Below are 19,470 nucleotides of genomic sequence, written 5' to 3'. Positions count from 1 at the left end.
GGCGCGCAGTATGCCGCCAGCCCTTCAGGGAGGGCGACTCTTTTCACGGCCTTGTTCAAGCACGATTCAGGCAGATTTTCGGCGAAATTAGGTTTTATCAGGGGAAACAGAGAGATGCGGTCTGTTTTCTGAGCAAAAAAAAACCAGTCGGCAACGCCAGGGTGTCGTTTTCTGCGATTAGAGAACGGGAGCCAAGGGAGCATGCCGTTCGCGCCGACTGTCACCAGTCCACGCGATTGGGCATGCCCCCTGCCCCATCGCCCTTCATTTTCTGCATGGGCCCCGTTACACCCGGCCGCTGTAGACCAGGGTGCAATAGTTGAAAGAGACCCTGCCGCCCACCGCATTTCGGCCAAATTCGCGGCGGATGAGCGCCGTCATCTGCTCATGGGCCGGGGTGCCGACGGCGGGGGCATAGGAGGAGGAGTTGAGCCGCCCAAGCACGCCGTCCAGATCGAACAGTTGGCGGTTTTCGAAGCGATCGAGCCGATACTCCCCCTCGAAGAAGGCACTAAAGTCGTGCTCGCCGAGGTTGCGATGATTGACCTCCTCGTAATCCCCGGAATAGGCGTGCAACCCCTCCTCATAGGCCCTGAGAAACGGGGTGTCGGTCAGCCTGTCATTCCAGATGAGGGCGACCCGGCCACCGGGTCTGAGCAGGCGCTGGCACTCCTGCCGAAAGGCCGCGCGATCAAACCAGTGAAACGCCTGGGCGACAGTGACCAGATCCACCGAGCCCGTCGGCAGGCCCGTGGCCTCCGCACTGCCGTGAGACCAGCCGATGTTGCCCACATCCACCAGCAGTCGCCTCGCGGCGGCGCGCATCTCGTCATTGGGCTCCACCGCCCAGACCCGCGCCACCCGGGGTGCGAGCAGGGCGGTCAGGATGCCGGTGCCCGCCCCTATGTCGGCCACCTGGGCCTCGGGCCCCATGGCAAGCTCGCCAGCCAGAAAGTCCAGCATGGCCGCAGGATAACCGGGGCGGTACTTCACATAGGCCTCGACCCGGGTCGAGAATCGCTGGGTACTGTCCATCGCGCACACCTCTCTTGTCATTGGCGGGGCATAGGGTCGCCCTGCCTGTCGCTCTGCACGCCAAACCGGGCGGCCCGGATCCCTATGCCACTACACTTGACGACATCATGCAACTCCCCGGCTGGCAACAGACGGCGCCAGGTAGCAACCACTGGGGCAAGAGAAAGGGAGGGGCATAGGATGACAGCAACCGGCAGGAGCCACGAGATGATGACAACCGCAAAGAACAGGATTTGCCTCTGGTATGACGGGGATGCCGAGGAGGCGGCACGGTTTTACGCAAGCACCTTCCCCGACTCCGCCGTCGACGCCGTGCACCGCGCCCCGGCCGACTACCCCGCCGGCAAGCGAGGGGATGTGCTGACGGTCGAGTTCAGGGTGATGGGGATCCCCTGCCTCGGGCTCAATGGCGGCCCCGGGGTCAAGCACAGCTGGGCCTTCTCGTTCCAGGTCGCAACGAAGACCCAGGCCGAGACGGATCGCTACTGGCACGCCATCATCGATAACGGTGGTCAGGCGAGCGAGTGCGGCTGGTGCCAGGACAAGTGGGGCATCTCCTGGCAGATCACCCCCCTGGCCCTCACCGAGGCGATCACGGATCCCGACCCCGAGGCCGCCAGGCGCGCCTTCGAGGCCATGATGCAGATGGGCAAGATAGATATCGCCGCCATAGAGGCGGCGCGCCGGGGCGACTAGCCCGTTCGCGCGGGCGCCACAAACGACAAGGCCACCCGATGGGGTGGCCTTGTGCTTATGGGTTATCAGCCCTTCCGGGCGCCTGATCACGACCATTTAAGTTGGAAACTCGTGGCTCAAAAATTTCAATATCTTAACTAGATCCTATGTGACAATTAAGTTGGAAACTCAAAAGCGATTCTCCACCAGCTTCACGAGCAAATAGGACATTGAAGTTAGAAACCAAGCTTTGATTGCTGTGTAATATTAAAACAGGCTTCTGTTTATTGCCTACATTACTACACCGAATCATCCGCATCCCTCTCGGAGAGATTATTAGCTGGTCAGGACACGGTGCTCAACCGATTGGAGGTATTACCCAAGTGAAACTGCGAAGTCATTCCATTTCAAATGTACGATATTCACCTGATTCATGATCATATACTTCTACCTCTGCACCACTACCACTAGACTCTACGCTCTCAACATCCGCTGAACGATACTCTCCAGAATCATGGTCATAATATTCAATTTCCTGCCCCGCTCTTACTAAACTACCACTTTCAATCTCAATGTCACTCCCAGAATGATTGTCAACACCTTCCCATGCATAAATATTAGAAGACATTATTGCAGCAAAGAAAGCTAGAGTGATTGTTATTTTTTTCATCTGTAATCCCTTTTTAATTAAGTTAAGAATGCCCTAATGACTCACTGAATTTGAATACCCAAACTTGTGAGTAAGGCGGTCGTCAGTGTTCCCGTACTACTTAACCTGTTATCACTCTGATAGCGTTTTATCTGGGCGCGGGTTTTCGGCCCAATCTTGCCGTCGATAGTGCCTACATCATAGCCTTTGGTGAACAGTGCTAATTGCACCCGCATGACCAGATCCATCATGGCGCTGTCATTGGCTGTCAGCCGTCTTGCTGGTGAAGTGACTTCAAGAGGGGCCTGCAAGCTTTGGTTTAGGCTGTTTCGGGTGCCGCTATATACTCGCGAAGGAACTGCGACAGGGGTCGAATAGGTTGAGGTGCCATAGCCTGAGTAGTGGGAGCGGTGACTAGAATGCGAACGATGTGAACTGTGCGAGCGATGTGAACTATGCCCTGCATAGAGGTTGTTCACGTCCATATTCAACGACGCTTCCATGTTGGGCAAGTTGTCTAAGTTCATCTGATTGAAGGCGTCATCGGAGAGATGCGCTTCGCTGGCCGTGACCCCATGACCACCTAGCACACCCAGACTCAGTACACCCCAACGCTGCAACGTGGACATTAGTTTTTTCATAAAAGATCTATTACCCCAATGTAAGAGTCATCATCAACACTACATAATGAACTAATTAAAATACCAGATTTGTGATCTAGGTTCGAAGCAAAGAAACCACAGCAAACCGCCTTCGAGGCACAATCTTCACAACCTTGCGGGAATCCATTTTTCCAGTCGGAAATACTTTGCGCGGCAAAATCGCGCAAACTCCGCGGTAGGTGACAATGCGGGATATTGTAAAGACAGAACTGCATATTATTCATTTTCAGGGTATTCATGGCAGAGCTTAACGCGGGTAAATACTCAGCGATGGGAGAGTACACCGTAGTGTAATTTCGCTTGGCAAAGCCCGTTAATTCGAGCCCCATGAGGGCAACAAAAGAGACAAACGATAAATTTCTAGCAATAAATTCACACAGCGCTTCGATATTGCTGAGTACATCTTTCGTCAAGACGATCCGCAGTTCGATGGACTGTTCAATCGTTTTTAGGTGATAGAGGCCGTTGATGGTCTGGTTGAATGCCCCGCGAGACTGCACATGGTAATCGTGATCGATGGCAATTGCCCCATACAATGGGACCCCCCATAGCACCCGCTCATGCCCAATCTGCTGAATCTCATCGATCAGCTCCCTGTTACTCAGGTTTTTTCCATTGGTCAAAATATGAAGCTGGGTTTGCGGTAATTTCTGGTGGCAATGGGCCAGAATTTTCAAAAAATCTGTCTCTAACGTCGTCGGTTCACCGCCGCTGATCCCCAAAGTACGCGGCTCATCATCCAACAAATCAATGATGCCCAGTGCATCATTTACCCGCCACGTGTCATCCACATTTTTCGGCGGCTGCGAGCACATGATGCAGAAGTTATCGCACCGCTCTGTCAGAAACAGTGAGTTGGAGTCACTGTGCTGCTTGTAGGCGATATACACGGCATCCGTTAACGTCACAATGATGTCGCCATCGTCAAGGCGCTCGCCTTCCTCGGTGACGTGAATGATTTGACCGTCAAAAAGCGGGGTTGCTTGATCATAAATGACAATAGCCCCCCACTTGATGGAAAGCAGGGCTTCGCCTCTATATTGCCAGTCGGGGTAGATCAGGCATAACTCGTCCGGTGATCTCCCCGTGGCTATGTAGCTATCAATTGTTGTTACCCGCAACGGGCGGCGAGTTGTAGAGGGATGATGAATGACCGCTCTTAATTTCAGTTTGAAGCTCATCGCTCACTTCCCCCTTGTGATCCATGAAGTGAATACATCCTTGTTCTCTTCAAGGAGGCTGAACAAGTGGCGATACAACGGCTTCTGCTTATTACAGAAGTCATTCTTAGCCCTGTGTCCGCCCATGTCACCAGTACGGGAATAGTTCTGGATGGGGTTCGCACCACAGTAGGGTAAATAGGCGCAATAGGCGCAAGCCGGAAGGGATTCGGCCACCCCGCTCATCAATATCTCGCCCATCACATCCGACGAAATCAGCTCCACATAGGGTGCCTCTACTGAGCCCAAACAGAATTTGTTATCGCCCATGTCATAGAGCATTCTGGCTTCATCGGATGGGTATACATAGCTGTTGTAGTGATAGACCAGCACCCCTGTGCCATCGCCACAGGGCGAGCGCAGATCCACATAGCCCACCGCACGTCCGGTCAGCATGTTGTTCAGTGCCAAGGACGCAGTGACTTCATCTAGGTAGTAGCCTGCTTTATTGATATCGATGACGTATTGCAGGCTCTTTTGATAAAACGCGAAATACTCGGCAGCGGTATAGCTGACCTTGCTTTCCCTTTTGACGGCAAAGCCATACATGTTGAGCGGCCGTAAGAATATCGAATGGAAGCCATGCTTCACATACTCATCTACGATCTCTTGGTGAAAAGGTAGACTGTCTTTAGTGATGGTGGTCATGGCGGCGATGGCCTCATCGCCAATGGCCTCTCTCACCTTTCGAATACCCGCAAGGGTACTTTGATAGCTATTACCACATGAGGATGGCCGATTTTTGTTGTGTAGCGCTTCTGGGCCATCCAGCGACGTTGAGATCTGAATACTGTGGAACTTGATAAAATCCAGCATCTCATCGGTAATGTATTGCAGGCTAGTTGCAATGACAAACACGAGGCTCTTGCCATGCACACTGTTTTTTTCGTGAGCGTAGTCCACGATAAATTTAATTAAATCGAAGGCGAGCAAAGGCTCACCTCCCTGAAACTCAATGGTGATGCGCTGGTTGGGTGATTCGAACACCCGATCTACCGCATTTCTGGCCGTCTCTTGTGACATGTCGTGCTGTGACGAGGTCACTGATTTGCGGCTCGCCTGACAATACTCGCAAGAATTTCCACAACGCAATGTGATCACAAAGATATGCAGTCCCGGCCCGCCACTGAGGAAAGATTTGCGCTGCCTGTATTTGGCAGATAAACAGCGCAGTGCATACGAATCCTCAGAACCTGCCAAGAAGCTCTTTCGTTTTAACTCTTGATATAACTCAGTGTCAGTTGGCAGTTCACCAACCACCAATTCTTGCAATTCGCGATCCTGAATAAATGAAAATTCACCAACTGCATTGACGATGAGTATTTCATCTTGACTCAAGCGTTCAAAGTTAAAAGGAAACAGTGTATAGTTTTTATCTTTGTCAGCAAAATCGGCTTTATTCTTAAATTTATTTCGCATCAACCGGTTCGCTCCATGCTTCACGCAGCGCAGCACACACCAACGCCTCTTTCACTACCTTCGTTTTTTCCTCAATCACTACCCGCAACTCGTGGTCAATCAGCGCATTTTTAAATTCAGCCTCAAAGTCGCTGGCTATCGGAGTGGTATCCAATGCCGCAACAGTAATGAAATACATTCCACTTTTCATTTGAATTTCGAAATTAAAATTACCTGCAAACCCGTAACAAGTTCGCAATATGGCATCTTTACTGAAAAAAGGGTCGATGATTACGATCATGATTACACTCAGGAAATACATATGAGGAAAACAAAGAATTCTTCCACTATACCAAAAATGAGGTATCGAAGTGAATTTTCAAGTTAGTATTTTTTGGATTATCTAAGCTATGCTTGCGTTAGCTCAATGTTTAGGTGCAATGCTCACGACGGAACATCTCATACTTAGTGTTGTGAATAGCTGATGTTGTTACCATTATGTGTTGGTGAGCTGCTTTACCCCTTCATGTGCCTATCGTTGGCCCTCCTTCGGTACCCAGATTATCCTTTGGCACCATGCCGGTGCTTAGCCCGATAGGGAAATTTGAGTAATAACGCAAACTTTTGTATCAAGTATACCGCGCCCTTGATATATGAATGCTACTGATCAACTAACGACGGTCTAATAAATTCTTAATTTGTAATTTAATTACATTATATCAAACCAAGCATAAAAAAGGCCCTGCTGTTGCAGGGCCTTTGAGTTTCCAACTTAAATGGTCGGTTTCCAACTTCAATGTCACGGTTTCCAACTTAAATGGCCGTGATCAGCGCCGCTATTACTTGGCGTAATCCTCGGTCGGAACGCAGGAGCAGAACAGGTTGCGATCGCCGTAGACGTCGTCGATGCGGTTGACCGAGGGCCACAGCTTGCTGGCGCGCACGGCGTCGGACGGGAAGACGGCTTCGGCGCGGGTGTAGCCGCGGTTCCACTGCTCGTCCATGACGTCATCCTGGGTGTGGGGCGCATTGACCAGGGGGTTGTCGGTCAGGCTCCAGTGGCCGTCCTGCACCCGGGCTATCTCGGCGCGAATGGCGGTCATGGCTTCCACGAAGCGATCCAGCTCGCGCTTGGATTCCGACTCGGTCGGCTCGACCATCAGGGTCCCCGCCACCGGGAAGCTCATGGTCGGCGCGTGGAAGCCGTAGTCCATCAGGCGCTTGGCCACGTCCATCTCGCTGATGCCGGAGGCCTCTTTGAGCGGGCGGATGTCCAGGATGCACTCGTGAGCCACCCGGCCGTTGCGCCCGGTATAGAGCACAGGGAAGGATTCCCCCAGCTTCTTGGCCAGGTAGTTGGCGTTGAGGATGGCGACCTGAGTGGATTTTTTGAGCCCCTCGTCCCCCAGCATGGCGATGTACATCCAGCTGATGGGCAAAATGCTGGCCGAACCGAAGGGGGCCGCCGAGACGGCGCCGTTGTCACGGCTCTCCTTGTCGGTCTTGACCACCGCATGACCGGCCACGAAGGGGGCCAGGTGCTGCTTCACACCTATGGGGCCCATGCCCGGGCCGCCACCGCCATGGGGAATGGCGAAGGTCTTGTGCAGGTTGAGGTGCGACACGTCAGCACCGATAAAGCCTGGCGCCGTCAAACCTACTTGCGCGTTCATATTGGCACCGTCGAGGTACACCTGACCGCCATATTGGTGAACGATGTCGCACACCTCCTTGATGGTCTCCTCGTACACCCCGTGGGTGGAGGGGTAGGTCACCATCAGGCAGCTAAGCTTCTCCCCCACCTCGGCGGCCTTGGCACGCAGATCGTCGAGATCGACGTTACCGAACTTGTCGCAGGCGGTGACTATGACCTTGAGGCCCGCCATCTGGGCTGAGGCCGGGTTGGTGCCGTGGGCCGATGCCGGAATGAGGCAGACATCGCGATGCCCCTCGCCGCGTGACTCGTGGTACTTCTTGATGGCAAGCAGACCGGCGTATTCGCCCTGAGCGCCGGAGTTCGGTTGCATGCAGACGGCGTCATAACCTGTCACCTTCACCAGCCAGTCTTCGAGGTCTGCCAGCAGCAGCTGGTAACCCTGGGTCTGGGCCAGCGGGGCGAAGGGGTGCAGCTTGCCAAACTCGGGCCAGGTCACCGGTATCATCTCGGCGGTGGCGTTGAGCTTCATGGTGCAGGAGCCCAGGGAGATCATGGCGTAGTTCAGGGCCAGATCCTTGGCTTCGAGACGGTGGATGTAGCGCAGCATCTCGGTCTCGGAGTGGTACTTGTTGAACACCTCGTGGGTCAGCACGGCGTCGGTGCGCAGCAGATCCTGCGGGATGCCGTGGTGAGCCTGGGCCTTGGCATCCAGAGCCGCGACATCCAGGCCATGGCCTTGCCCCAGGAAGAGGTCGAACAGCTCGGCCACGTCATCGCGGGTGGTGGTCTCGGAGAGGGACACGCCGACAGCACCGTCCAGATCGGCGCGCAGGTTGATGCCCAGTCCTTCGGCCTTGGCAATCAACTCGGATTTGCCCGCGGTCAGCACGGTGAGGGTGTCGAACCAGCTGTCGTGCTTGAGGGTCAGCCCCTTGGCGGTGAGCCCCAGTGCCAGGATGCTGGTCAGACGATGGACGCGGGAGGCGATGGTTTTCAGCCCCACAGGGCCGTGGTAGACGGCGTAGAAGCTCGCCATGTTGGCCAGCAGTACCTGGGCGGTACAGATGTTGGAGTTCGCCTTCTCGCGGCGGATATGCTGCTCGCGGGTCTGCATCGCCATGCGCAGGGCACTCTTGCCACGGGCATCCTTGGAGACGCCTATGATGCGTCCCGGCATGGAGCGCTTGTAGGCATCGCGGGTGGCGAAGAAGGCAGCGTGCGGGCCACCGTAGCCCATGGGCACGCCGAAGCGCTGGGCGGAGCCGAACACCACGTCGGCCCCCAGTTCACCCGGGGATTTGAGCAGCAGCAGGGAGAGCATGTCGGTACCGACGCAGGCCAGCCCTTTCTGGGCCTGGACAGCGGCGATCAGGGAGCGCAGATCGGTCACATTCCCGGTGGTGGACGGGTACTGGAACATGGCACCGAACACCTCCTCGCTCACAGCATCACAGGCGGGGCCCACGGCCACGTCGAAACCGAAGTGAACGGCGCGCTCCTTGACCACGTCGATCACCTGGGGGTGAACGTCGTCGGCCACGAAGAAGAGGTTGGACTTGGACTTGGCCATGCGCTTGGCGAGCGCCATGGCTTCGGCGGCGGCGGTGGCTTCATCGAGCAGGGAGGCACTCGCCAGATCCATGCCGGTCAAGTCCAGGGTGAGCTGCTGGAAGTTGAGCAGCGCCTCGAGACGGCCCTGGGCCAGCTCCGGCTGATAGGGGGTGTAGGCGGTGTACCAGCCCGGGTTTTCCAAGACGTTGCGCAAGATGACGTGGGGCACGTGAGTGTCGTGATAGCCCATGCCGATGTAGCTCTTGGCGATCTGGTTCTTGGCCGCATAGCCCTTGAGCTTGGCCAGGGCTTCCACTTCGGTCATGGGGGCGCCGATACCGAGCGGGCCCAGGCGGCGGATGGCAGCAGGGACAGTCTGCTCAATCAGATCGTCCAGGCTCTCGGCGCCCACGGTGGCGAGCAGGGCCCGCACTTCTTCCTCACCCGGGCCTATGTGGCGACGGATGAAATCGGTTTTTTGCTCGAGTTCAAACAGTGACTGGGTCATTTCCCTATTTCCTGGTAATAAGTCCTGGCATGAAATCCTGATAACCAAGACCTGATGTTCCTGATCGTCGGCGGATACCGACTCCACTCATGTTCTGGGCCCCGCAGACAGGGTGCGGCGCCGGATGCTGCGACAGCATCGACAGGGGATCGCCTTGTGGCGTACCGACCCGCTTGCCCCCTGGCAAGGCCAGGCTGGCAAACGGCAGGCTCGGGCGACTTCACCCTTCCGCCGGCCGGCGTGTACCCGGCTGGCGGTCATACAAAGGGGCCCTGCTGTGTTGGCAGGGCCCGGGGGCATCACTCTTCGTCCACCACGTTCTGGTAGCCTTCGGCATCCAGCAGGTTGGCGAGCTCGCCCGCGTCATCCAGCTTGATACGGAACAGCCAGCCGGCACCGTAGGGGTCGGAGTTGACCAGCTCGGGGCTGCCTTCCAGCTCTTCGTTGATGGCCAGGATCTCGCCACTCACCGGGCTGTAGATGTCGGAGGCGGCTTTCACCGACTCGGCCACGGCGCAATCTTCGCCGGCACTCACCTGCTTGCCCACTTCCGGCAGATCGACGAACACCATGTCACCCAGCAGATCCTGGGCGTGCTCGGTGATACCGATCACGGCCTCGCCGTTGGCTTCAACACGGACCCACTCGTGGGAGGTGGCATATTTCAGTTCGCTCGGGATATGGCTCATTTGTGCTTCCTTTATGCTCTTGGATCGCTTCAACAAAATGGGGTCGGCGAAGGGACACCCTTCACCGCAATCAATGATTACACCAGGGGCTGGCCGTTGCGCACGAAGGCCGGCTTGGTGACCTTCACGGTGACCAGCTTCTTGCGGATCTCCACCTGGGCCTCGGCACCGATATCACGGGGCACCCGCGCCAGCGCGATGCTGTAGCCCAGGGTGGGGGAGAAGGAGCCGGAGGTGATCACCCCCTCCCGAGTCTCGCCGCTTGCTGTGGTGAAGGTGACCGGCATGCCGGCACGCAGCACCCCTTTATCGATCATCACCAGACCCACCAGCTTAGGGCTAGTGCCGGCGGCCTTCTGGTCTTCCAGGGCGGTGCGACCGATAAACTGGCGGGAGGCAGGCTCCCAGGCCAGGGTCCAGGCCATGTTGGCGGCCAGGGGCGAGATTGACTCGTCCATGTCCTGGCCGTAGAGGTTCATGCCCGCTTCCAGACGCAGGGTGTCACGGGCGCCGAGGCCGCAGGGGGCCACGCCGTTGTCCAGCAGGGCCTGCCACAGATCGCACGCCTTCTCCTGGGGGACCACGATTTCGTAGCCATCTTCGCCTGTGTAGCCTGTGGTGGCGATGAAGAGATCACCGGCCTGCACACCGAAGAAAGGCTTCATGCCCTCGACAGCCGCATTTTGCTCGGGGGTGAACACCTTGGCCGCCTTGGCCTTGGCGTTGGGGCCCTGCACCGCGATCATGGCAAGCTCCGGGCGCTCGGTCACGCTCACCCCAAAGTCGATGGCGTGGTGACGGATCCAGGCCAGATCCTTCTCGCGGGTGGCGGAGTTCACCACCAGGCGGTAGAAGGTATCGGTCAGGAAATAGGTGATGAGGTCATCGATGACGCCGCCTTCCGGGTTGAGCATGCCGCTGTAGAGGGCCTTGCCGGGGACGGTGAGCTTGGCCACGTCGTTGGCCAGCAGGTGTTGCAGGAAGGCTTTGACCCGCTCGCCGGTCAAATCGACGATGGTCATGTGGGAGACATCGAACATGCCCGCATCGCTGCGCACCGCGTGGTGCTCTTCCAGCTGGGAGCCGTAGTTGATGGGCATTTCCCAACCGTGGAAGTCCACCATCTTGGCGCCAGCTTCCAGGTGTTTGGGATGCAGTACAGTAGTCTGGATCATCGCTGTGTTTCCTTAAGCGTTCGCGACAACGCTCGCAATCCGCTCCGGCTCCCCAGCACAGCGGGAGGGCGGACCACAAGGTCTGTGCTCGTTCCCACCCGTGGGGCAGGAGTGATTCCTTGAACGGTGCGGATTATATGACAAGAGCGCCTGGGTGCCGCTCAAAAAAAACTAATACCGCCCCGACAAACTGACACCAGACACTAAGACAAAAACAGTGATAAAAACAGTACAAACCCGGCATGCACGAGATTTAATGTTGATTTTTACCGTTACGTCACAATTTACAGAAAAACGTTTCGCTTCCCGCCAACATTAAAGGCTGACACCCCGGAGGGGCATTCAGCCTTGTCAGATTAGTTTTATTGTCAAAACCCGGGAGTAAGATTAGATTTTTTCACCCTTGGCCAGGGCGGGCAGCTCACCCTCTAACCCCATGGCTGCCCGAATAACCCCTTGTTTGAGCGGCGCCAGACCATCGACGGCCCGCAATCCCACCCCGCGCACCAGCTTCTTGAGGGGGTGGCTGCCACCAAATAGCCGCTTGAGCCCTTCCATCGCCGCCAACATGCGGGCAGCCTCGCTCTTGCGCCAGCGCTCATAGCCGCGCAGGTTGGCCAGCAGGCCGATATCCGCCCCCGCGCTCTGGCTCTTGAGGAGCTGCTCGGCCAGGGCCGCCGCATCCAGCAGACCCAGGTTGACCCCCTGCCCCGCCAGCGGGTGTATGGTGTGGGCCGCATCCCCCACCAGCACCAGCCGCTCGCGGGCAAAGTCCCGGGCGTAGCGGGCGGTGAGCGGGATGGCGCTGCGGGGCCCCTCCACCTTGCACAATCCCAGCCGCCCATCAAAGGCGGCGGTCAGCTGGCGATTGAACCCTTCGTCATCCAGGGCGCACAGCGCCTCGGCCCGCACGGCGGGCACCGACCAGACGATGGAGCAGAGGTCGGATTGCCACAGGGGCAGGAAGGCGAGCGGGCCGTCGGGGGTGAAGATCTGGCGGGCCACCGCCTCGTGGGGCTCGGCACTGCGCACCGTCGCCACCAGGGCGTGGTGGCCGTAGTCCCAGCTGGTGAGTGGGATGTCGGCCTGGCGGCGCACCCAGGAGTGGGCACCGTCGGCGGCCACCACCACTTTAGCCGAGAGGGCGCGGCCATCTTCCAGCAGCAACAGGGCCCCCGCATCGCTCACTTGCAGGCTCTGGGCCCGGGCCGGGGTGAGCAGGCTGATGTTGCTCGCCCCCGCAATGGCATCGAGCAGCGCCAGCTGGATGACCCGGTTTTCGACTATGTGGCCGAGTGCCGGTTGGCGCAAGCTGGCGGCATCGAAGCCGATATGGCCGAAGTTGTCCTGCTCCCACACCTCCATGCTGCCATAGGGTTGCAGGCGCCGCGCCACTATCCCGTCCCAGGCACCGACCCCCTGCAAGATGCGCTGGCTGGCGAGGCTAAGGGCGCTGACCCTGTTGTCCGGTGCCTCCCCGAGCCCGGTGTCGGGCAACTGCCCCTCGACGATGGCGACCTTGAGCGCACTGTTCTTGAGGGCGGCGGCGAGCCCAAGGCCCACCATGCCGCCCCCCACAATCACCACATCCACATTTTGCATCTGCATCATCTCTATCCTTTGGTGGCTGATCGCCGGGATCAGCAGGGGGACGCCCGCTGGCATCCCCTCATCAAGTTGTCCGCTGCGGCCTCTTCTCGGCACACCTCATTTTCGACACAGGTCGGCGACGAACCCCAGGGTGCGGGAGGCAAGCGGCGCCTGCAGCCAAGGCAGTCGCCCCATCAGGGAGAGCGCCAGATTGCGGCCAGCCACCAGGGGCGCATGGCCGTTGGAGAAGAGCTGGGCCAGGGAGGAGGTGAGCCAGATGGTCTGCTCCTGATCCCCCTTGCGCTGCTGCCAGTAAGCGCTCAGCACCTCGAAACTGCCGATGTCCTCCCCGGCTGCAAGCGCCCGGGCCATCGCCTGGGTGAGCAAGTCCAGATCGCGCATGCCGAGATTGAAGCCCTGGCCGGCGATGGGGTGCAGCAGATGGGCGGCATTGCCCACCAGCACGGTACGCTGGGCCAGCGGATAGTCGGCCACCGTCAGCACCAGAGGGTAGAGGTGACGCGCCCCTGTGCGCACGAAGCGCCCGAGCCGCCAGCCAAAGGCCTGCTGCAGGCGGGCCAGAAAGGCGGCGTCATCCAGCGCCATCAGGGCTTGCGCCTCGTCCCGGGCGACGCTCCACACCAGGGAGGAGAGCCCCTCCTGCATGGGCAGCAGTGCCAGCGGGCCCCCTTCGGTGAAGCGCTCGAAGGCCCGGCCGGCGGGATCCTCGGCGGTCTTGACCGTGGCGATGATGGCGCTCTGCTCATAGTCATGGCGACTGACCGGCAGCTTGAAGTGCTGGCGCACGAAGGAGTTGCCCCCATCGGCCGCCACCAGCAGCCGGGTCTGATAGCGCTCGCCGCTGGCGAGGGTCAGGGTCACCCCCTCCTCCTGCGGCGCTATGGTCGAAAGCTGGGCCGGACAGCACAGCCTGATGTTCGCGGTGGCGTCCATCGCCTGCTGCAGCTCTATGCCGGCGGCAGAGAGTTCGATCACCTGGCCGAGGGCGGGCAGACCAAACTGCGCCGCCGTGAGCCGGGTCTGGCCGCAGTGGCCCCGATCCGAGACATGGATATGGGTGATGGGGGCGCAGTGAGGGGCGAAACGGGACCAGAGCCCGTGACGGGCCAGCGCCTCGCAGGTGCCGGCGGAGAGCGCGATGGCGCGGGCATCGAAGCCGGGATGGCGATGAAGTTCGGGGGCGCTCGCCTCCAGCAGCAGGATCTGCAGGGGGGCACCGCTCGGCCCTTTCAGGGCGGCGAGGGAGAGGGCCAGCACGGCGCCGCTCATACCACCGCCGACGATAGCCACGTCGACGTGAACCGGATCAGAATGAGACATGAGAAGAGGGCATAGGCTAAAAACGTGGGCCAATGCTATCACAAAGCCGGGAGACGGGATGCGAGGCCACGGGCAAAAAACCGATTTGGCACCGTCAGTTGGCATGCAAGACGGCGCCGAGCGCCCCCTCCCCCCTGGCAGAGCCGTCACGTAAAAAGAGCGCCATCCGGCGCTCTTTTCTATGTCAGTGTGGGGACTCTTCCGGGATTCAGTGCAGGGTCGGTGGGGCGCTCGGGGTATCCGGGCGCTTGCCAAACTCCTCGAACGCCATCATGACCCCGAGGCGCACGTGTTCGTAGAGCACCAGGAAGGAGGCTTCGTTCTCGTCATCCTCCTGATCGAACTCCGCGGAGACCTGGGTGATGCTGGCGATGTCCTGGATCATCTCCTGCAGCTCCTCGGAGGCCTTGGAGAGCTCCTGCTGCACCACGCCGAAACCGGCCAGGAAGGCCTGGGACCAGTCCACCAGGGCATCGATGCGCTCGTCGAGGGGTGCCTCGTCGCTTGGCAGCAGCAGCTCGACCCCTTTTTGCGCCATCAGGCTCTCGATGACACCCTGATAGAGATCTGTCATCACCTGGCGCACCGGCGCCGGCAGGCCGAAACCATCGTTGATCAGATCGTTGAAAGGGGGCAGCCAGCTCTTGTCATCCAGTACCACGCCACCGCACACCAGGCCGCAAATCACGCCATGGGCCTCGACAGCCGTCGCCATCAGCTCGTGCTGCTCCATCAGGTCGGCCACGGCCATGTATTTCAGGGGGTTCGTTTTGCTCATCGAAGATCCGCTCAAAGTTCAGGCAAATATGCAAAAATTATGGCCGAGATCCTAGCATTCTCCCCCTCCCAGAGCCAGCAAGGCCTTGAAACTTCTGCATCTGCGCTATATAGTCCCGCCCAGTTGTCCACGTGGATAAAGGCGGGAATCAGCCCCGCCGTATTGAGGAAGGCATGAGCATAGAGGCCGTAGAAATCGTCATTTTGGGACGTCCCTACAAGGTATCCTGTCCCTTGGGACAACAGGATGCCCTGCGCCAGGCCGCCGACCAGCTGAGTGACAAGCTTATCGAGCTGCGTCAACGCTCCAAGGTCTCCAGCAATGAACAGCTTGCCATCATGGCGGCGCTCAATTTCTGTCATGAGCTCTGCCTTGAAAAAGACAAGAACCACCAATACTCTGAGACCATGGACAAGCGGATCAAGATGCTGCAGCGCACCATAGAAGCGGCCTTGATCGAGCACGGACAATATGGTGATTCCAGCGATGAGGGCCTTAAGCCCTAAGCGCGACCCGTTTTAAAATTCCCTGGGGTGTGCGTCAGCCGGTTCAAGTCCCCGAGCCGATAATCATACCCAACAGGAGTTCTATCTTCTGACTATTGCGCATGCTCGGCCCGACCGAGAAGCCTGCGGCCAGTTTAGGACTCCGCCTTGAACTCACGGTTCAAGGGCCCAAACCGGCAACGGCATCTCCGGGGTACCTAGTGCAAGAGCCCGTCATTGATATGACGGGCTTTTTTTATTCGTTCCCCCCACTCAGCCCCCTTCGCAGCAAAATCGCCATTAAAAATACGCACAATATCAACGCGATATCTGATTGTTGTTTTTTTGTTACTTCCACCTTGCGAACTGTCCCTGTATCACCTAAAAATGTAATCGATTACATTTCAACCACAGGAACCAGGAATGCGCCGCTCCCCCGCCCCCGTCAATCCCGTCTCCATGGCCGCCGTCGCGGCGCGGGCCGGGGTGTCGGTCGCCACCGTCTCCAGGGTGCTGAACCATCAGGAGGGCGTCACCGGCAAGACCCAGGCCAAGGTCAACCGCGCCGTCGAGGAGCTCGGCTATCGCGTCAATCAGCTGGCCAACAGCCTGCGCACCGCCAGAAGCTGGCTGCTGCTCATCATGGTGCCCGACCTCGGCAACCCCTTCTACATCGAGATAGTGCGCGGCATAGACAGGGTAGCCCGCCAGCACGGCTACTTCGTGCTGCTGTGCGACACCGGCGCCGACCCTGGCCGGGAGCGCTCGGCCTTCGAACTGCTGCGCACCCACAGAGCCGACGGCGCCATCTGCCTGGATCCCGACTCCATCCAGCAGGGACTGAGCCAGGAGATCAACGCGCTGCCCTGGGTTGCCTGCTGCGAGTTTGATCCCGCCATGCCGGTTCCCTACGTGGGCATAGATAACCAGGGAGCGGCGGCGGAAGCGATCCGCTATCTGCTGAGCCGGGGCCACAGCCGCATCGCGTTCATAGGCGCGGATCCCGCCTACCTCTATGCCCGCCAGCGGGAGGCCGGGGTCCGCCAGGCCCTGGCAGAAGCCGGCCTCGCGCTGGCGGATGAGTGGAATATCCGGGTCACCAGCCTCAGCTTCCTGGCCGGGGCCGAGGCGGCGCAGCAACTGCTCGACTGCCCGCAGCGCCCCACCGCCATCTTCGCCGTCGCCGATGCGCTGGCCATAGGCCTGATGCACCGCTTGCAGGAGGCGGGGCTGCGCATCCCGGACGACATCGCCATCATGGGTTTCGATGACATACCCATGGCCGCCCAGCTCAATCCACCGCTCACCACAATGGCGCAACCCATGGAGGCGCTCGGTGCCGAGGCCGCCCAGCTGCTGCTGCAGCGCCTGAACGCCCCAGACACTCCTCTGATCGGACGCCTGCTCCCCCATAGGCTCGTCAGCAGAGCCAGCGCCTGATGCACGCCACCAGCAGACCGAACGGGATCAACATCAAAGGAGAAGCTGATGAGTCTCAGTGTTGAATTTAGCGGCGTCTGCAAGGACTTCGGCCCCATCCGGGTGCTGCACGGGGTAGACTTCAGCCTGGCGCCGGGGCGGGTCTACGGCCTGCTGGGGGAGAATGGCGCCGGCAAGTCCACCCTGATGAAGATCCTCGCCGGTTACGAGTCCATCAGCGCCGGTGTGGTCCGCATCGATGGCGAGGAGCGCAGCTGGAGCTCCTCCCGCGAGGCGGAGCAGGCGGGCATAGTGCTCATTCATCAAGAGCTCAACCTGGCCGAGCACCTGACCCTGACCCAGAACCTCTTCCTCGGCCATGAGCTGACCAGGGGCGGCCTGCTGGACGAGCGCACCATGGCGACCCGGGCGCAGCACTATCTGGAGCAGGTCGGGCTGCAACGCGCCCCTGCCACCAAGGTACGGCAGCTTATCGTCGCGGAGAAGCAGCTGGTGGAGATAGCCAAGGCGCTGTCACGCCAGGCCCGCCTGCTGATCATGGATGAACCGACCGCCACCCTGACCCCGGGGGAGACGGCGCGGCTGTTCGCCCTCATCGCCAGGCTCAAGGCCCAGGGTACCACCATCATCTACATCTCCCACAAGCTGGACGAGGTCAAGCAGATCACCGACGAGGTGGTGGTCATGCGCGATGGTCGCTTCGTCAGCCGGGGGGAGACGGCGTCCTTAACCCGCCAGCAGATGGCCAACCTCATGGTGGGACGCGAGATGTCGGACATGTTCCCCCCCAGGCTGCCGCCGCCGGAGGGCACAGAGATAGCCCTCGCGGTGAGCGGGCTCTGCGTCACCGGCTGGGTGGATAGTCTCGATTTCGAGGTGCGCAGCGGCGAGATCTATGGCTTCGCCGGACTGGTGGGGGCCGGTCGCACCGAGGCCTTCGAGGCCATCCTAGGCTTGCGCGAGCGCAAGGGGGGCCGCATCCAGCTGGCGGGCAAGGCCGTGCGCATCGACAGCCCGCTCACCGCCATGCGCCAGGGGCTCACCTATCTGCCGGAGGATCGCAAGGGCAAGGGGCTGCACATCGACCTCGGGCTGGCCGAGAACCTCACCCTGATGACGCTGGCGCGCTATGCCCACCCCTGGCTGGACAAGGGAGCCGAGCAGGCGGCCCTCACCCGGGCCATCAATGATTTCGGCATCAAGGCCGGCTCCCACTCGGCCCGGGCCCGCATGATGTCGGGGGGCAATCAGCAAAAGCTGGCCCTCGCCAAGTTCCTGCACCCGGACCCCAGGGTCATCGTCCTCGACGAGCCCACACGGGGGGTGGATGTGGGCGCCAAACGTGACATCTATTTCCTGATCCAGCGACTGGCCGCCGAGGGGCGCGCCGTCATCGTCATCTCGAGCGAGCTGATCGAGCTGATCGGCCTGTGCCACAGAGTCGCCGTGCTGCGGGCTGGCCGCCTCCAGGCGGTGCTGCCCGCCCATCATCTGACCGAAGAGGAGTTGATCGCCTATGCAACCGGTACCCACTGATACTCGCAAAGAGCGGTTGCTCTCCCTGCTATCGGCGACTGGCCCGCTGCTGGGGCTGATCCTGCTGTGCCTGCTCGGCGCCCTGCTCAACCCCGACTTCGCCACCCTGGACAACCTTCTCAACGTGCTGACCCGCACCGCCTTCATCGGCATCATAGCGGTGGGCATGACCTTCGTTATCATGTCCGGCGGCATCGATCTCTCGGTCGGTGCCATGGCCGCCCTGATCGCCGGGGCCATGATCCTCATCATGAACCGGCTCGGTGCCGGGGTGCTGGTGGATGCCCCTTTGCTGGTGGTTGTGCTCGGCATAGGGCTGGCCCTGCTGCTCGGCCTGCTGTTTGGCGCCGGTCATGGCCTGCTCATCACCAAAGGCAGGATTGAGCCCTTTATCGTCACCCTGGGCACCCTCGGCATCTTTCGGGCCGTCCTGACCTATCTGGCCGATGGCGGCGCCCTGACCCTGGACGATGCCCTCAGCGATAGCTACAGCCCCGTCTATTACGGCAGCCTGCTGGGGGTGCCCATCCCGGTCTGGGTCCTGCTGCTGGTGGCGCTGGCGGGGGGGCTGCTGCTCAACCGCACCGCTTTCGGCCGCCATGTGCAGGCCATCGGCTCCAACGAGCAGGTGGCGCGCTATGCCGCCATCCGGGTCGATAGGGTCAAGCTGCTCACCTATGCGCTGCTCGGGCTCTGCGTCGGCATCGCCACCCTGCTCTATGTGCCGCGTCTGGGATCCGCCACTCCCACCACAGGGCTCTTGTGGGAGCTGGAGGCCATCGCCGCCGTGGTGGTGGGGGGCACCTCCCTCAAGGGTGGAGAGGGGCGCATCTTCGGCACCCTGGTGGGCGCCATACTGCTGTCGGTCATCAGCAATATCCTCAATCTGACCAGCATCATCAGTGTTTACCTCAATGCCGCCGTGCAGGGCATAGTGATCATCATGGTTGCCTTCATGCAACACAGGCGTTGAGGCTGTTGTGGACAGGAAGATGAAAGCGAAGAAACGGCAATGACACCAGTGGCGGGGTCTCCCCTCGCCTGCGACAAGGAACGGGCAGCAGCCCAACAGTCAAGAGGC

General features: G+C 59.6%; 17 protein-coding genes and 1 other RNA gene. 6 read left to right on the top strand and 12 right to left on the bottom strand.

Annotated elements, in window-relative coordinates; genetic code table 11:
- Positions 1-285 precede the first annotated feature (285 nt).
- Positions 286-1,035: a class I SAM-dependent methyltransferase gene (locus ACFWHB_RS09065; RefSeq protein ID WP_395950010.1), complete on the bottom strand. Its 750-nt coding sequence runs from the start codon at positions 1,033-1,035 to the stop codon at positions 286-288.
- Positions 1,036-1,242: 207 nt separating this feature from the next.
- Here ACFWHB_RS09065 and ACFWHB_RS09060 point away from each other — a divergent pair, with 207 nt between their 5' ends.
- Positions 1,243-1,731 carry a VOC family protein gene (locus ACFWHB_RS09060; RefSeq protein ID WP_395950009.1) on the top strand — a complete coding sequence of 163 codons (489 nt, stop codon included), beginning with the start codon at positions 1,243-1,245 and terminating at the stop codon, positions 1,729-1,731.
- Between the two features lie 376 nt (positions 1,732-2,107).
- Here ACFWHB_RS09060 and ACFWHB_RS09055 read toward each other — a convergent pair whose 3' ends face one another.
- The 11 genes from ACFWHB_RS09055 to ACFWHB_RS09005 all read right to left on the bottom strand — a co-directional run bounded on the left by ACFWHB_RS09055 (position 2,108) and on the right by ACFWHB_RS09005 (position 14,928).
- The gene (locus tag ACFWHB_RS09055; protein WP_395950008.1) at positions 2,108-2,380 is read right to left on the bottom strand and encodes a DUF5334 family protein; all 273 of its coding nucleotides are present in this window, start codon (positions 2,378-2,380) and stop codon (positions 2,108-2,110) included.
- Between the two features lie 41 nt (positions 2,381-2,421).
- A complete protein-coding gene (hxsA, locus tag ACFWHB_RS09050) occupies positions 2,422-3,000 on the bottom strand; it encodes a His-Xaa-Ser repeat protein HxsA (protein ID WP_395950007.1) in 579 nt (192 codons plus the stop codon).
- The gene (hxsC, locus tag ACFWHB_RS09045) at positions 2,997-4,202 is read right to left on the bottom strand and encodes a His-Xaa-Ser system radical SAM maturase HxsC (RefSeq protein WP_395950006.1); all 1,206 of its coding nucleotides are present in this window, start codon (positions 4,200-4,202) and stop codon (positions 2,997-2,999) included. The genes hxsA and hxsC overlap by 4 nt, the downstream gene beginning before the upstream one ends.
- Positions 4,203-4,205: 3 nt before the next feature.
- On the bottom strand, positions 4,206-5,660 hold the full coding sequence (hxsB, locus tag ACFWHB_RS09040; protein WP_395950005.1) for a His-Xaa-Ser system radical SAM maturase HxsB: 1,455 nt from the start codon (positions 5,658-5,660) through the stop codon (positions 4,206-4,208).
- On the bottom strand, positions 5,650-5,940 hold the full coding sequence (hxsD, locus tag ACFWHB_RS09035) for a His-Xaa-Ser system protein HxsD (protein ID WP_157868080.1): 291 nt from the start codon (positions 5,938-5,940) through the stop codon (positions 5,650-5,652). The genes hxsB and hxsD overlap by 11 nt, the downstream gene beginning before the upstream one ends.
- A 538-nt stretch (positions 5,941-6,478) precedes the next feature.
- Positions 6,479-9,355, bottom strand: a complete 2,877-nt coding sequence (gcvP, locus tag ACFWHB_RS09030; protein WP_395950004.1) for an aminomethyl-transferring glycine dehydrogenase — start codon at positions 9,353-9,355, stop codon at positions 6,479-6,481.
- Positions 9,356-9,654: 299 nt separating this feature from the next.
- Positions 9,655-10,044, bottom strand: a complete 390-nt coding sequence (gcvH, locus tag ACFWHB_RS09025; RefSeq protein WP_025327266.1) for a glycine cleavage system protein GcvH — start codon at positions 10,042-10,044, stop codon at positions 9,655-9,657.
- Positions 10,045-10,121: 77 nt separating this feature from the next.
- Entirely contained in the window at positions 10,122-11,219 is a 1,098-nt protein-coding gene (gene gcvT, locus ACFWHB_RS09020; protein ID WP_395950003.1) for a glycine cleavage system aminomethyltransferase GcvT, read from the bottom strand.
- A 387-nt stretch (positions 11,220-11,606) separates the two neighbouring features.
- Entirely contained in the window at positions 11,607-12,827 is a 1,221-nt protein-coding gene (locus ACFWHB_RS09015) for an FAD-dependent 2-octaprenylphenol hydroxylase (RefSeq protein WP_395950002.1), read from the bottom strand.
- Positions 12,828-12,926: 99 nt separating this feature from the next.
- A complete protein-coding gene (gene ubiH, locus ACFWHB_RS09010; protein WP_395950001.1) occupies positions 12,927-14,150 on the bottom strand; it encodes a 2-octaprenyl-6-methoxyphenyl hydroxylase in 1,224 nt (407 codons plus the stop codon).
- Between the two features lie 208 nt (positions 14,151-14,358).
- The gene (locus tag ACFWHB_RS09005; RefSeq protein ID WP_163148693.1) at positions 14,359-14,928 is read right to left on the bottom strand and encodes a UPF0149 family protein; all 570 of its coding nucleotides are present in this window, start codon (positions 14,926-14,928) and stop codon (positions 14,359-14,361) included.
- A 173-nt stretch (positions 14,929-15,101) separates the two neighbouring features.
- Here ACFWHB_RS09005 and zapA point away from each other — a divergent pair, with 173 nt between their 5' ends.
- From zapA to ACFWHB_RS08980, 5 genes are all read left to right on the top strand, one after another.
- Complete coding sequence (gene zapA, locus ACFWHB_RS09000) at positions 15,102-15,434, top strand: cell division protein ZapA (protein ID WP_025327271.1); 333 nt, start codon at positions 15,102-15,104, stop codon at positions 15,432-15,434.
- Positions 15,435-15,450: 16 nt separating this feature from the next.
- Positions 15,451-15,633: non-coding RNA, 6S RNA (gene ssrS / locus ACFWHB_RS08995), on the top strand.
- Positions 15,634-15,836: 203 nt separating this feature from the next.
- On the top strand, positions 15,837-16,853 hold the full coding sequence (locus tag ACFWHB_RS08990; protein ID WP_395950000.1) for a LacI family DNA-binding transcriptional regulator: 1,017 nt from the start codon (positions 15,837-15,839) through the stop codon (positions 16,851-16,853).
- A gap of 48 nt (positions 16,854-16,901) precedes the next feature.
- Positions 16,902-18,389 carry a sugar ABC transporter ATP-binding protein gene (locus ACFWHB_RS08985; protein WP_395949999.1) on the top strand — a complete coding sequence of 496 codons (1,488 nt, stop codon included), beginning with the start codon at positions 16,902-16,904 and terminating at the stop codon, positions 18,387-18,389.
- Positions 18,370-19,362, top strand: a complete 993-nt coding sequence (locus ACFWHB_RS08980; RefSeq protein ID WP_290029725.1) for an ABC transporter permease — start codon at positions 18,370-18,372, stop codon at positions 19,360-19,362. Before ACFWHB_RS08985 ends, ACFWHB_RS08980 begins: the two co-directional genes overlap by 20 nt.
- Positions 19,363-19,470 lie beyond the last annotated feature (108 nt).

The sequence above is a fragment of the Aeromonas mytilicola subsp. aquatica genome (assembly GCF_044336385.1).
Taxonomy (GTDB): domain Bacteria; phylum Pseudomonadota; class Gammaproteobacteria; order Enterobacterales; family Aeromonadaceae; genus Aeromonas; species Aeromonas rivipollensis.
The sequence above is the reverse complement of the archived record's forward strand: the minus strand, read 5'-3'. Positions and strand labels throughout refer to the sequence as shown.